This is a genomic window from Streptococcus suis (assembly GCF_902702775.1).
In the GTDB taxonomy this organism is placed as follows: domain Bacteria; phylum Bacillota; class Bacilli; order Lactobacillales; family Streptococcaceae; genus Streptococcus; species Streptococcus hashimotonensis.
Map to the genome: position 1 here is coordinate 300,550 of NZ_LR738724.1, position 15,025 is coordinate 315,574.

13 protein-coding genes are annotated in these 15,025 nt (G+C 39.7%); all 13 read left to right on the plus strand.

Annotation, left to right across the window (positions count from 1 at the left end):
* The first annotated feature begins 8 nt into the window (after positions 1–8).
* The 13 genes from GPW69_RS01605 (at position 9) to GPW69_RS01665 (ending at position 14,935) form a co-directional block, all read left to right on the plus strand.
* Entirely contained in the window at positions 9–608 is a 600-nt protein-coding gene (locus GPW69_RS01605; protein ID WP_074391417.1) for a DUF1349 domain-containing protein, read from the plus strand.
* Between the two features lie 106 nt (positions 609–714).
* Positions 715–1,998 carry a trigger factor gene (gene tig / locus GPW69_RS01610; RefSeq protein WP_074391418.1) on the plus strand — a complete coding sequence of 428 codons (1,284 nt, stop codon included), beginning with the start codon at positions 715–717 and terminating at the stop codon, positions 1,996–1,998.
* A 178-nt stretch (positions 1,999–2,176) separates the two neighbouring features.
* Positions 2,177–2,953, plus strand: coding sequence for a gamma-glutamyl-gamma-aminobutyrate hydrolase family protein (locus tag GPW69_RS01615; protein WP_024384685.1), 777 nt, complete (start codon positions 2,177–2,179; stop codon positions 2,951–2,953).
* Between the two features lie 18 nt (positions 2,954–2,971).
* Positions 2,972–4,369, plus strand: coding sequence for an APC family permease (locus GPW69_RS01620; RefSeq protein ID WP_044691397.1), 1,398 nt, complete (start codon positions 2,972–2,974; stop codon positions 4,367–4,369).
* Positions 4,370–4,396: 27 nt separating this feature from the next.
* Positions 4,397–4,777 carry a Rid family detoxifying hydrolase gene (locus tag GPW69_RS01625; RefSeq protein ID WP_024384683.1) on the plus strand — a complete coding sequence of 127 codons (381 nt, stop codon included), beginning with the start codon at positions 4,397–4,399 and terminating at the stop codon, positions 4,775–4,777.
* A 3-nt stretch (positions 4,778–4,780) separates the two neighbouring features.
* Positions 4,781–5,917, plus strand: a complete 1,137-nt coding sequence (locus GPW69_RS01630; RefSeq protein ID WP_074391419.1) for a trans-sulfuration enzyme family protein — start codon at positions 4,781–4,783, stop codon at positions 5,915–5,917.
* Between the two features lie 64 nt (positions 5,918–5,981).
* On the plus strand, positions 5,982–7,379 hold the full coding sequence (gene pepV, locus GPW69_RS01635) for a dipeptidase PepV (RefSeq protein WP_074391420.1): 1,398 nt from the start codon (positions 5,982–5,984) through the stop codon (positions 7,377–7,379).
* 54 nt (positions 7,380–7,433) lie between these two features.
* Positions 7,434–8,126 carry a helix-turn-helix transcriptional regulator gene (locus GPW69_RS01640; RefSeq protein ID WP_228380697.1) on the plus strand — a complete coding sequence of 231 codons (693 nt, stop codon included), beginning with the start codon at positions 7,434–7,436 and terminating at the stop codon, positions 8,124–8,126.
* A 286-nt stretch (positions 8,127–8,412) separates the two neighbouring features.
* Complete coding sequence (locus GPW69_RS01645; protein ID WP_044683756.1) at positions 8,413–9,108, plus strand: polyphosphate polymerase domain-containing protein; 696 nt, start codon at positions 8,413–8,415, stop codon at positions 9,106–9,108.
* A 12-nt stretch (positions 9,109–9,120) separates the two neighbouring features.
* The gene (locus tag GPW69_RS01650; protein ID WP_074391421.1) at positions 9,121–9,798 is read left to right on the plus strand and encodes a DUF4956 domain-containing protein; all 678 of its coding nucleotides are present in this window, start codon (positions 9,121–9,123) and stop codon (positions 9,796–9,798) included.
* Positions 9,799–9,803: 5 nt separating this feature from the next.
* Positions 9,804–11,246, plus strand: coding sequence for a CotH kinase family protein (locus tag GPW69_RS01655; protein ID WP_074391422.1), 1,443 nt, complete (start codon positions 9,804–9,806; stop codon positions 11,244–11,246).
* 8 nt (positions 11,247–11,254) lie between these two features.
* Entirely contained in the window at positions 11,255–13,399 is a 2,145-nt protein-coding gene (locus GPW69_RS01660) for a hypothetical protein (RefSeq protein WP_074391423.1), read from the plus strand.
* A 138-nt stretch (positions 13,400–13,537) separates the two neighbouring features.
* Positions 13,538–14,935: a glycosyltransferase family 2 protein gene (locus GPW69_RS01665; RefSeq protein WP_232051778.1), complete on the plus strand. Its 1,398-nt coding sequence runs from the start codon at positions 13,538–13,540 to the stop codon at positions 14,933–14,935.
* Positions 14,936–15,025: the final 90 nt, after the last annotated feature.

The following is a 15,025-nucleotide window of genomic DNA, read 5'->3' on the forward strand; positions in this document are numbered from 1 at the left end:
GAAATCAAATGAACACAAAAGATTTTTACTGGGTACGAGAGCCAGAAAACTACCAGATTTCAAATAAGGAAATCAGAATCACAACCCAAGCCCATACGGACTTGTGGCAGAAGACCTATTACCATTTTGTCAATGATAATGCTCCCTTGCTCTTGATGGATACGGAGGAAGAGTATTTCTCCTTTACGGTTAAGACAGATTTTTCCAATAGTCATACCCGCTTTGACCAGTGTGGTGTCGTGGTCTATCAGGATTCGGAAAACTGGATTAAGGGCTCGATTGAGTATGAAAACGAGGAGTTTCAGCACCTGGGTAGCGTTGTGACCAATCACGGCTTTTCAGACTGGGCAACTAAGGAAATACCTGCTTCTGTCAAGTCTATCTATTACCGCTTGAGCCGACGGGGTAGCGATTTCTGCATCGAAAACTCTAAAGACGGTGTCCATTTTGAGCAGATGCGGATTTGCCACTTACATGAAGGCAGTGGTAAAATCCATTTCGGTATTTATGCCTGCTCGCCAGAAGATTCTTCTTTTGAAGCGGTCTTCTCCGAAATGAGCTTGACAGACTGCAAGTGGCTGGCCCATGACGGACAACAACCAGATTAGCTCCCGGCTCTGCCATTTCCCAAAAGTCCGTTATAAAATCGTTGAAATCCTTGCTAATTGTGTTATAATGAAGAGTATGCAATAAAATTTTAAGGAGAATGACAGAATGTCTGTATCATTTGAAGCAAAAGAAACAAACCGCGGTGTATTGACTTTCACAATCGGTCAAGATGCGATTAAACCAGAATTGGACCGCGTTTTCAACAAAGTTAAGAAAGATATCAATCTTCCAGGTTTCCGTAAAGGTCACTTGCCACGTGCCGTTTTCAACCAAAAATTTGGTGAAGAAGCACTTTACCAAGATGTAGTTAACGCTCTTTTACCAGCAGCTTATGAAGCAGCAGTTACTGAAGCTGGTCTTGAAGTCGTTGCACAACCAAAAATTGATGTAGTGTCAATGGAAAAAGGTCAAGACTGGACTATTAATGCTGAAGTTGTGACAAAACCTGAAGTAAAATTGGGTGACTACAAAAACTTGACAGTTTCAGTAGAAGCAACTAAAGAAGTATCTGATGAAGAAGTAGATGCGAAAATCGAACGCGAACGCAATAACTTGGCAGAATTGGTTGTCAAAGAAGGTGCTGCTGAAGAAGGTGACACTGTTGTCATCGACTTTGTTGGTTCTGTTGATGGAGTTGAATTTAACGGTGGAAAAGGTGAAAACTTCTCACTTGGACTTGGTTCAGGTCAATTCATCCCAGGATTTGAAGCACAATTGGTAGGTCATGCAGCTGGTGAAGAAGTAAATGTTGAAGTTACTTTCCCAGAAGATTATCAAGCAGCTGACCTTGCAGGTAAACCAGCGCTCTTCGTAACAAAAATCCATGAAGTAAAAGCAAAAGAAGTTCCAGCTTTGGACGATGAATTAGCTAAAGATATTGACGAAGAAGTTGAAACACTTGATGAGTTGAAAGCGAAATACCGTAAAGAATTAGAAACAGCAAAAGAAATTGCATTTGATGATGCAGTTGAATCAGCAGCTCTTGAATTGGCAGTTGAAAACGCTGAAATTGTTGAATTGCCAGAAGAAATGATTCACGAAGAAGTTCATCGTGCAATCAACGAATTCTTGGGTGGTATGCAACAACAAGGTATCTCACCAGATATGTACTTCCAAATCACTGGTACAACTCGTGAAGACCTTCATAAACAATACGAAGCAGATGCTGAAAAACGTACGAAGACAAACTTGGTTGTTGAAGCAGTAGCTAAAGCAGAAGGTTTCGAAGCAACTGAAGAAGAAATCAACAAAGAAATCGAAGACTTGGCAGCAACTTACAAGATGGAAGTAGCACAAGTTCGTAGCTTGCTTTCACCAGAAATGCTTAAACACGACATCGCTGTGAAGAAAGCTGTAGAAGTGATCACAAGCACTGCAACTGTAAAATAATTATTTGGAAAACTCGACTTTGGTCGGGTTTTTTTGTTTAATCATCTTTTTAATGCGATATGATACTTTTTTATAAAAAAATATATTTTTTTATAAAAAAGTATTGTAATCGTTTTCTTTTTGTATTATAATTTGATTATAAAAAAATATAATATTTTATAAAACAAGGAGGATGGCTATGGAATCAAAGTGTTCTAAGCCGATTATTGGGATTTCAGCGAGTATTATCGTTGATTCAGGAGGGATGTTTCCTGGTTATCATAGAGCGTATGTAAATGAAGATTATGTAAACTCTGTTATACGCAGCGGAGGGATTCCGCTCATTATTCCGATTAGTCAAGATGAGACAGTCATTGATGGCTATATTGGTAGTATTGATGGATTAATTCTTTCAGGGGGGCACGATGTCAATCCTTTGAATTATGATGAAGAACCAGATCAGAAATTAGGGGATATTTTCCCATTGCGCGATTGGTTCGATAGTCAACTTTTACAAAAAGCTAAAGAAAAGCGAATTCCAATCTTAGGGATTTGTCGTGGATGTCAAATCATCAATGTGTCACACGGTGGTAGCCTTTGGCAAGATTTATCCTATGCGGAAGGTGTGACAATCAAGCATTGGCAAGCCCATCATCCAGACTTAGCAACTCACTCCATCGAGATTGAAGAAGATTCTGTACTTTATCACGTGCTGGGAGAGAAAAAAGTGATGGTGAACTCTTTCCATCATCAAGTGATTCGTAAGGTGGGAGATGGTTTCAGAGTTGTAGCGAGAGCAAGAGATGGTGTGATTGAAGCGATTGAAAGCACTGACTATCCTTTTATGATTGGTGTGCAGTGGCATCCTGAAATGTTACACCATTGCGATGCGGGTATGTGTCGTCTCTTTAAAGCCTTGGTTGAAGCAGCGCAAGGTATGTCAAGTGAAAAGATTTTATATGAAATGGCCGTTTGAGAGTAGGAGGAAAAGGTCATGAAAAAGAAATTAGGTTTTTATTCCATCGTATTGCTGACTATTAATTCCGTTATCGGGACGGGAATTTTCCTATCACCAGGTACGGTAGTTGCTTCTACGGGGCAACAAGCCTTGCTGGTCTATTTACTGGCAGCGGTATTTGCTTCAGTACTTGCGATTACTTTTGCAGCAGCGGCTAAGTACGTTTCTAAAGGTGGTGCAGCCTATGCCTATGCCAAGGCAGCATTCGGAGATAATGTTGGTTTTTATGTCGGAATTACTCGCTATATTGCAGCAAGTATTGCCTGGGGTGTTATGGGGACTGCGGTAGTAAAAACTGTCCTTGGTATATTTGGGTTGGATAATACAAATATGACCTATATCACTCTCGGATTTATCTGTTTGATGGCGGTACTCTTGCTTGTAAATATATTCGGTACAAGAATTTTTGAAGTCATCAATAACCTTTCTACTATCGGAAAAGTTGGCGCATTGGTGACGACAATCGTTGTTGGCTTGGCTATTGTCTTATTTGGCAATGTTAACCAATTCGGTACGATTAGTTCCATTATGAACAGTGCAGGCGAACCTTTGGGTTCCAATCTAGACATGGGTGCTTACTGTATGGCGATTATTGCAGCTTTCTATGCCTTTACTGGTTTTGAAAGTGTAGCGAGTGGTTCTGAGGATATGGAAGCGCCAGAGAAAAACTTACCACGAGCGATCCCGTTGGCGATTGCTATTGTGGCAGCTATTTATATTGGTATTGTTGGGGTTGCTATGATGATTAACCCAGAAGCGATTGTTTCTACTACGGAAGTTGTAGCCTTGGCAGAAGTATTTGACAATAATATTATTCGTAGTATGATTGTAATAGGTGCTTTAGTTTCTATGTTTGGTATCAATGTGGCAGCTTCCTTCCACACGCCTCGTATTTTGGAAGCGATGGCCTTGCAGGGACAAATTCCAAGTGCCTTTACAAAACGTACTGAAAATGGCTTCCCACTGACTTCATTCCTTATCACGATTGGGATTGCTATTTTATTACCGATGGCCTTCGGTTTCAATATGAGCAGTATCATTGTCCTTAGCTCAATTTCACGTTTTATTCAATTTATCATCGTACCATTGGCGGTTATCATTTTCTATTTGGGCAAAGAACGGGGAGAAGCATTGCAAGATGTTAAGAAAAATCCAGTTGTTGATGTCTTCATTCCAGGTCTTGCACTAGCCTTTACATTATTATTGCTTTATAAATTTAGCTGGGCTCAACAATTTACCATCACCTTGGAAAATGGTGAGGTCGTAGCCAATGTATTTGCAATCACAGCTATGGTTATCGGCTATGTTATCTTGCCGATTGTGCTGATGATTTGGAAAAATAATCAAACAAAAGTTGCTACAGCGACTAACTAAAAGGGGAATCAAAGAGGGGAATCGAATATGGTAGAACGTATTTCAAGTGAAAAAATTCCAGCTGCGGTAGGAAGTTATTCTGCAGCTAGTAAGGTAGGAAATTTGATTTTTACATCAGGACAACTACCAATTAATGTTGAAACAGGCAAAATTGATCAGCCAGAATCAATCGAATGGCAAGTTGCGCAGTCGTTGCGGAATGTGCAAGCTATTTTAGAAGATAATGGATCTTCCATGAAAAATATTATCAAGACAACAGTCTATTTAGACAATATAGAGGATTTTGCAAGTTTCAATGCTGTCTATCAAACTTTCTTTGATGGGGACTACCCTGCTAGAACGGCTTTTGAAGTAGGCCGCTTGCCTTTTGGAGCACTTGTAGAGATTGAAGCAATTGCGGAGGTATAGGGAATGAAAGACAATACAAGGTTGTTACATGGTTATCCAGTGGTAGATGAATATACAGGGGCGGCCTCGATTCCTATCTATCAAACCTCAACTTTTCATAATTCAGAATTGTATTGTGACCATCAAAAGTATTTATACACACGCTTTTCGAACCCGACAACGGATGCGTTAGAAAGTGGCTTAGCTTGCTTAGAACAAGCCACCTTTGCGATAGCATTTGCATCGGGTATGGCTGCAATATCAAATGTTTTGATGTTATTGGAAGCTGGGGACCATGTCATCTTTCCTATTGAGGTGTATGGTGGAACGTGTCAATTTGCTACGAAGATCTTGCCACAATATGGCATTTCAACAAGTTTCGTAGATATGGCTGATTTGGACCGGGTTCGTAAGGTGATAACGGACCAGACCAAGATGCTCTATATAGAAACTCCTTCAAATCCTTTATTAAAGGTAGTAGATATTCGTGCCTTGGTTGAAGTGGCTAAAGAAAATGGCTTGATTTCCGTTATTGACAATACCTTCATGACAGCCTTGTATCAGAGGCCGTTGGAGCTAGGTGTGGACATTGTTGTTGAAAGTGTAACGAAATTTATCAATGGCCATAGCGATGTTGTTGCTGGACTGATTGCAACGAACAACGAAGAATATTATCATAAGCTGAAACTATTCCAAAAAAATTTTGGAGGAATTGTTGGTGTTGAGGATGCCTGGTTGATTTTGCGTGGTATGAAAACAATGGGGCTTCGGATGAAGCAATCTGTACACAATGCGCAGACAATTGCAGACTATTTAGTTTCTCATCCAAAAGTAAAAAAAGTTCATTATCCAGGTCTGGTCAATCATCCAAATCATTCTGTACAGATGCGACAGGCTGAAAATGGCGGTGCGGTACTTTCCTTTGAATTTTACTCAAAAGAGGATATGTTAGCCTTTACTAAGATGATTAAGATACCGATTTTAGCAGTTAGTCTAGGTGGTGTAGAGTCCATTTTATCGCATCCAGCAACCATGTCCCATGCTTGTTTGAGTGAAGAAGAAAGAGCTGAACAAGGGATTAGTGATAGTCTTCTACGCCTATCTTGCGGTATTGAAGATGTCGAAGATTTACTGGCAGATTTTGAACAAGCACTTGCTTAAGGTATAAAGGACCAGTATAGGGAATTTCCCATCTGGTTCTTTTATTTTTAGATAAGAGGTTAGTATGAATTGGTTAAATGAAATAAAGAAGTATGAAGAGGAGTTGTTGCAAGATATTTGTGACTTGGTGAGTATTAACTCTGTTCGAGACGATAGTCTAGCGAGCGAGGAGTGTCCGGTCGGACCAGGTCCCAAACGTGCCCTATATGCGGTCGAAACATTATTGAATGAGACAGGGCTGAAAACAGAGATAATCGATAATCTGGTTGTTCAAGCAGACTGGGGAAACTCCGATGAAGTTATTGGGATTATGGGGCATGTTGATGTTGTTGCCGTTGGGGAAGGGTGGTTGTCAGATCCCTTTGTACCGACTTTGCGAGAAGGAAGATTGTACGGTCGAGGAGTATTGGACGACAAGGGGCCGTTGGTCTGCGCCATCTTTGCAATAAAAATACTGCAACGGTTAGGAATACATCCAAAGAAGACCGTTCGTTTTATCATTGGAAGTGATGAAGAAAGCGAATGGAAATGTATGAAGGCTTATCAAAAATACCGTAGTTTTCCCAAGGTTGGCTGGGTTCCTGATGCCTATTTCCCTGTTATACATGGTGAAAAGGGGACAAGTATTTTGCAAATCACGACCGGTAGTGTGAATCGTCCTGATTTTTATCTGAAAGAATTTCATGCCGGTGTGCAGGTGAATATGGTTCCTGACAAGGCGGTTGCAGTACTTGAAGCAGAGGAGCCTGGAAAAATATCCCAAGCATTTTATCGTTTTATAAATGACTATTCTGGAATTGCTGGTGAAGTATGCAGACAGGAGAAGAATGTTACCCTGACATTATTTGGGCAATCCGCTCATGGTAGCAAACCATTTTTAGGGGAAAATGCAGCAACCCACCTGGCTCGTTTTTTGGATACTTATTCACGAGTTTCTACAAATCAACAAGATTTTCTATCATTATTGGCTGACTGCCACGAAGATTCATTTGGGGAAAGTTTCGGAATTGCTTATCAGGATCCAGAGATGGGTAAATTGACAGTCAATGTTGGTCTGGTATCTTACACCGAAGAAGCTGGAGGGCTGATTTCGTGTGATTGCCGTTATCCAAAAGGGATTGAATTCTCTAGGATTCAGACTTTGGTGGCATCAAAACTGGGAGAATGTTTCCAAGTGGCTGGATATGAGAAGTTGAGCCCACATTTTGTTTCTCCGTCATCTGAGCTGGTTCAATGTCTGCAAGAAGTTTATCGAGACCAAACAGGTGGACAAGAAGCTCCGCTGGTTATTGGAGGAGCTACCTATGCTCGTCTGATGGAAGAAGGAGTTGCATTCGGTGCGCTATTTCCAGATAGGGAAGATACCATGCATCAGGCGAATGAATACATGGAAGTGGAAGATTTACTGCGAATTGTGGTCATTTATTCGGAAACAATCTATAATTTGGCGTGTTCGTGTTAAAAATTTGCGATTTTCAGTCTGGTGTGATACAAGTAATGTATAAGGAGTCTGGATATGAGTATGAATTCAAAATTAAATCACTATATTCCCTTGGTTGATTTTTTGGCTCAAATTTTGGGGAAGAAGACCGAGGTTGTGCTACAAGACTTTTCGCAGGGGCTAGATCACTCGTTGATTTATATAAAAAATAATTTATCCGGCCGTGATATTGGTGCTCCGGCAACGGATTTTGTGTTGGATGTACTCCAGTCGAAGGTGTATAAGGAAAAGGATTATCTGGTAAATTATCGTACAAAAACTTTGGGTGGGAAGGAATTGTACTCCTCTAGTTTTTTTATAAAAGATGATACTGGTGAGTTGCTCGGCATGATTTGTGTCAATGCTGATAAATCGAAGATGCTAACCTTGAAGCGCTTGTTCGAGTCGGCCTTGGAAGATGTCAATGAAGAACTGGCTAATGAGCAAGTAGAACATGAAGAACCAAATATCGTTGAAAATTTCTATACAACTGCTGGTAGTATGATTGAGGCTGCGATTGAACAAGAAACACATGGGAAAGATGTTGAGCGATTCAAACTATCAAGAACAGAAAAAATAGCAGTTGTACGCTCCTTGTATCAAAAAGGTTTCTTTGATTTCAAAGATGCTATTCCACAGGTGGCTACAGCTTTCAAAATGTCAGAAGTAAGTATTTATAAATACATTCAAATTATAAAAAATGAAGCAAATGGCTTCGTTGATAATTAAAACGATGGTCATCTAGGATGATAGGCTATATTGAAACAACTTGTTTGTAAAACTCGATTTTGATCGGGTTTTTTTGTTTTGAGGAAGTGAGTGCTAGGAGAGGGAGGGATGTTGAAGCAGAGGTAACGTAACATAGACAAAATACACATCCCTGTAGTTTATATGTTTTTTTGAGTAGAAGGGTTGTCAAGAAAATAGCAAAGAACTATACTATAATCATAAAACAACTATACAATTGTATTTTTTATTATAGAAAATGGCAAAAGGAATGGAGTGACATGGCTTGATTAATGAAGTGTTGCGGAAGGAGAAGAAGTATCTACTTCCGTTAGAAATGTATTATTATTTGAGCGGAAAGTTAGAAAAAATACTAAAAGTGGATAGCTATGGAAAAGAAGATGGCTACTGCGTACGTTCCCTCTATTTTGATTCTTTAGAGGATGTTGATTGGCAGGAAAAAGAAGATGGTCTTGAAAATCGTCGGAAGATTCGTTTAAGGAATTATGGAAATGGTTCGCAAAATGCCAAATTAGAGTTGAAGCAGAAGCAGGGAGATAATCAGCGGAAACGTTCTCTTTTGATGACAAAAAGTGATGCGATGTCATTAATTGAAGGGAACACTTCAGTGTTATTGACCTATCCAGATAAATTGGCGACGGAACTTTATTGCCGTATGAACCAGTACTGTTACAAACCTAAGACGATTATTGAATACCGTCGGAAAGCTTTTATTTCTCCTGAAAACGATATTCGAATCACGTTTGATTTTCAAGTGCGTGGGACAGAAGCATCCTACGACATCTTTAATAACCATCTGCTGCAATACAGTTTGTTGGATCCTCATCTGGTTATTTTAGAAGTAAAGTACAATGGATTTCTATTGTCGCATATCAAAGATTTGTTGGCAGAGGTGGATGGCAGTGAATTGAGTGCTAGTAAATATTGTATGGGAAGAATGATCAGTAAACATTATAGATTTTAAGAGGGAAGATAGATGAAAGATTTATTACGAAATATTTTAGAACAACATGGAACATTGACAATCCAAGATATGATTATGCATATTGTGGTGGCAGCTATTTTAGGAGGAGTCATCTACATTTCTTATGCCTATACGCATGCTGGAACGACCTATAGTAAAAAGTTTAACATATCGCTCATGACACTGACGGTACTGACTGCGACTGTTATGACTGTTATTGGGAATAACGTGGCACTGTCCTTGGGGATGGTTGGTGCGCTTTCGGTGGTTCGTTTTAGGACAGCAGTGAAGGATTCTCGCGATACAACCTATATTTTTTGGACGATTGTAGTTGGAATCTGTTGTGGTGTTGGAGATTATATAGTTGCAATGATTGGAAGTAGTGTGATTTTCTTGCTGCTTCTCATCTGGGGAAGGGTTAAAAATGAAAATCGGATGTTATTAATTGTACGAGCTAATCGAGAGTTAGAAGTTCCTTTGGAAGGACTCTTCTTCCAGTATTTTAACGGACATGTTGTTCAACGTGTAAAAAATACAAAAGCAGATATGTTGGAGCTGATTTTTGAGGTCAATCGGCGTGTTTATGACAAATACTATTCAGCAGATAATAGCTTAGTTGAACAAGTCTATCAGTTGGGGGAGGTAGACTATTTTAATGTCGTGACTCAAAGTGATGACATCAATGGATAATATCTATGAAACAAAAAATACTGTATCATTTAGTTTTTATCGGGTTGCTGCTTGGTATTTTTAGTCTACGGATGCTAGACCTGAAACAGCATAAAGAACGATTTTACCATCATAAAGTTTCTCTATCTGCCCAACCAGTGAGTCCAGTTGAGCACTTGGCCAGTCACCTACCGATTATTGAAATTGACACTCTGGATGGGAAGGTAATTCCTCTAGAAAGAGGAGAAAATGAAGGTGGAACAAGACAACAATCTGTACGAGGAACTGTTCGGCTGTACGATAAATTAGATGAAGTAAACCGTGTCGGGGATGGGGCGCGTGTTGAAACGTTGGCGGAAATAGCGTATCGTGGCAATTCCTCTCGGCATTTTGATAAGAAATCAATTAAACTACGTTTTGTCGATAAAAAAGGAGAGGATGTAGAGTACACGGTTGCGGGAATGCCAAAGGAGTCCGAGTGGGTCTTGCACGGTCCATTTTTGGATAGGAGTCTGCTGAGAAATTATATATCCTATAACCTAGCTGGCGAATTGATGGAGTATGCTCCCAATGTCCGTTATAGTGAAGTGATGATTAACGGAGAGTACCAAGGTTTGTATTTAATTGTTGAGAGTATAGAACAGGGAGTGCATAGAATCCCTATTGAAAAAAGTGACAAACGCTCCTTGAAAACATCATATATTGCTGTTTGGGACCGACCGCATAAGTCAAAAAATCCAGTCGATAACTATGTTGGCTATACCTATCAAGCAGATCAGTCATCGCTAGATATTCGCTATCCAAATGTCCGAAAAATAACAGAGGCTCAAAAAGACTTTATCCAGCAGGATATTAGTAAGATTGAGAGAATCCTATACTCCTACGATTTAAAACAGTACGGGCACTACGTAGATAAGAATGCTTTTGCGACCTATTTCGTTATTAATGAATTCTTCCGTAATACGGATGCAGGAATATTCTCCACCTATCTCTACAAGGATTTGCGAGATAAAATGAAGATTGCTGTATGGGATTTTAACAACGCATTTGATAACCACAGCGATGTAGAATACGATCGAGCAGGTTTCTCGATGCTGGAGGTTCCGTGGTTTAGCATGATGATCAAGGATAGGGAGTTTATCGATTTAGTCGTTCATAAGTACCATCAATTACGCAAAAATCTGCTCAGTACCAAACGTCTTCACGATCATATTGATAAGACAGTTCAATTTTTAGGACCAGCCATTCAAAGAAATAATGATAAATGGGGCTACGTCTTTCAGTTGCAAAAAATGGATGAACATAACTATCTCCAGCCCTATGAACGTAATCAAGCAAGTTACGAAGAAGCTGTGCATGTTGTAAAAGCCTTTATTGAAGATCGTGGGAAGTGGTTGGATGAGCATATTGAAACCTTGTATCAATACTGTGCTCCATCCAAAAATACAAATACGCTAGTCGATTATTAGGAGGGGCTATGAAAAAGTATTTGATAGTTGTCAGTATACTGGTTTGCATATTGACGGTTGGTTATTATTTGTATTATTTTGATGGGAGTTTGTATATCCCTAAGGTGTACTCGGAAGAGACTATTAACTATACTTTCCAGGTTCGCAATCAGGAATTGGTACGGAAAACAAAAGGGGGAGAGCATCCATTTATTGTCAAAGGGGTAACAATAGATAGTGGCATAGCTGGCTACCATCAAAATGATTTTGCTATTGGAGAGAAACGTTACCTGTCATGGATGAAGAGCATCTCAGACATGGGAGCCAATACTATTCGTGTAAAAACGATTATGGATGTTGATTTTTATGTTGCCTTGGATAAGCACAATCGTCAGTCAGATAAGCCGCTTTATCTTTTGCAAGGGGTTCGAGTGGATGATGTTCGAGATAATACAGCTATTGATGCCTACCATCCCCAATATCGAGGACGACTATTGGAGGATGTAAAAGATGCCGTTGATGTCATCCATGGTCGAAGAAAAGTCTGGAATACTGACTTGGGGAGTCATTACTATCGGAAAGATGTTTCCAAATGGGTGCTTGGTTTTATCGTTGGTGACCAATGGAATGGTTCGACAGTCGCTTATACCAATCATCAAGTGAAGCAGACTTCTTATAAGGGAGAGTATATCAGTACGGGTCAGACTGCCACGGCTTTTGAGGCGATGTTAGCTGAAGTATTGGATGAAATGGTTGTTTATGAGACTAAAAAATATGGCTGGCAACACTTGGTGAGTTTTGCCAGTTCGACCCTAACAGACCCATTTATCTATCGAAAACCCTTCGCAGCGCAAGCTTCAAAATATGCTCAATTGAACGTTGAAAATCTATCGGTAAGCGATCGCCTAAGAACAGGCGTATTTGCTTCCTATCAATTATTGGACTATCACCCCAAAGCACTTGATTACCTTGGGGAAAATCCAAGTCTTTCGATAGAAGATGTTACAAAAATAAAAAAAGAAAACTACCCAGAAAATTATGTCGGTCTCTTAACGCGCTATCATCAAGTTCCTGTCTTGATTTCTGGCTATGGTTATTCGACTTCTAGAGCCATTACAGCCCTGAATCAAGGAGATATAGAAGGACCCCTAACAGAAACACAGCAGGGAGAAATGTTGATTAGGGATTTTCGAGCATTTTTAAAGACAGGCGCTGTAGGAGGAATCATTGAGTCCTGGCAAGATGATTGGGGTGCTCGTACTTGGAATACAGCTTTTACAACAGACCGGCACAGCCGTTTCCAATGGGGAGATGCTCAATCAAATAATCAAGGCTTCGGCTTGATGGCGTTTGAAAATCGAGTAAAGAATCACAGTCTTGATGGCTCGCTTGAGGAGTGGAAAAAGCAAGCTATTACTGAAAATAACGGGAATAAATTACTTGTTGATGGGGATGAAAGTTATTTATATTTAGCTATTCAAAAGACTGCCGTAAAGACCGATGGTGCAAATCGGTGGCTGATTCCTATTGATATTACACCGAAGACCGGCAGTATGGAATGGAAGGATGAAAGAGTACACTTCTTAGGGAGAGCAGATTTTCTCCTAGCTATAGATGGGGAAAGCAACAGCCGTTTATTGGTTCAGGAGAGATATGATGCGGTTCGAGCTAACTATCTCAAACAAACAAGCGGAAGTGACCCATTTGTTGACATTCCTAAAAAAGATTCATCGCACTTTACAACGGCATCGCTTGTATTGAAACACAATCGGATTTTTGAAGACTTGGAAAAAGCCGAACGAGAAGATAAATGGAATCCGCTTTATGAAACGGGACGGCTACGTTCTGGAAACAGTCAGAGGGGAGCAAAAGAGTTTGATTCGCAGGCGGATATTTACTTTGGAGAGAAGGTTATAGAAATTCGGATTCCGTGGCAATTGTTGAATTTTTCAAATCCCTCACAAGGAAGGATACACGATGACTATTATCAACATTATGGTGTTTCGGAGATAGCGATTGATTCTATCCAGCTTGGTTTAGGTGAGTGGAAAAAAGGGGAGTATATTCGGATGGAAAACTATCGCTTGGAAAAATGGAATAGACCTACCGTAGAAGGAGTTCTAAAAACTTCATACACCATGCTAAAAGACTATTGGAAAGAGGAAGAAAAATGATACACAATGTCTTGTACTTTTATATTATTATTTGCATTGCTATTTTAATCTTTAATATGGCTTATATTATCAAACGTAGACTTTTTTATAAGAAACCACAAATGGTCGAGCGCAAGCGCTGATTAGAAGGGGACAGGGATGACTTGGTTAAGCATTTTTTTAACAATTTCACGCTTCTTATTTTTGACTTACTTGGTGTTGTACGCAAGCTTTTTGTTGCTTTCTGTAGTGACAGGAGGTATTCATCTCCATGAGCGCTATAGAAAGCGACGGAGGAAGCTAGAGGAGCGTGAGGGCAATTATCCACCAATATCTATATTGGTCCCAGCTTACAACGAGGAAGTTACCATTATTTCCACCATAGAATCCTTATTGAAATTGGACTATCCTGTCTATGAAATCATTGTATTAGATGACGGTTCTAAAGATCAAACAGCACAGCTGGTTCGCGAGTATTTTCAGATGAAGGACAGTCAACGAAAAATTGACTACAAGCTTTCTTGTCGTCCTTATCACAGAATCTCAGAACAAGAGTTTGGTTCTGTTTGTCTGACATTGATTGAAAAAGAAAATGGAGGCAAAGGGGATGTTCTTAACCTCGGTATCAACGCAGCCAAGCACGAATATTTTTTGTGTATCGACGCAGATTCGATGTTACAAAGAAACTCTCTGAAAAACCTCGTCCGTCCCATGCAGAAATGGGAGAATGTCATATCTGTTGGTGGAGTCGTCCAAGTTTCACAAGGGGTACGAATAACTGACGGAGAGGTCAGCCATTACCAGTTGCCGTGGTCGGTGCTCCCATGTTTACAAGCTATCGAATATGACTGTTCTTTTTTAGGGAGTAGAATTTTATTGGACTATTTGCAATCCAATCTCATCATATCAGGTGCCTTTGGGTTATTTTACAAGGAGTATGTCATAGCAGTTGGGGGTTATGATAGGCAGACACTGGGAGAAGATATGGAGCTAGTCATGAAATTGCACTATTTCTGTAGAAATAACAATATTCCTTATCGAATCTGCTATGAAACCAGCGCCATTTGTTGGAGTCAAGCACCGAGCTCTATCGGTGATTTATGCAAACAACGCCGTCGCTGGTTCTTGGGGCTCTATCAATGTCTAAAAAAATACCGAAAAATGCTATCGCGAGTTCGTTTTGGGGCGGTGGGATATTTTTCCTATGCTTACTATATGCTATTTGAATTTTTAGCTCCGTTTATAGAGACTTTCGGTTGTTTCGTGATTCTACTTTCATTGATTTATCATCAACTAAACATCTCATTTTTCATATCGCTCTTTTTCCTCTATAGTGCTTTTTGCTCACTAATCACCTTTGCATCATTTTTGCAACGCGTCTACTCGCAAGATTTATTTATTGGACCTATGGATTTGTGCAAAGCCTTCCTAGCAACCTTGTTCAGATACTTTTTCTTGCATTGGGTATTGAATATTGTCCGTCTGACAAGTTTTATTGGATATAAAAAGAGAAAGCGTGAATGGGGAGAGATCAAACGAGTGAAACAATTCGTTTAAGTAAAGGTAAGACTGGCTTATAAAAAGAAAGTCTTATTTTTTTAAAAAAATGCTTGACTGGTTAATGTTCTTGTGATATAGTTAACTGGT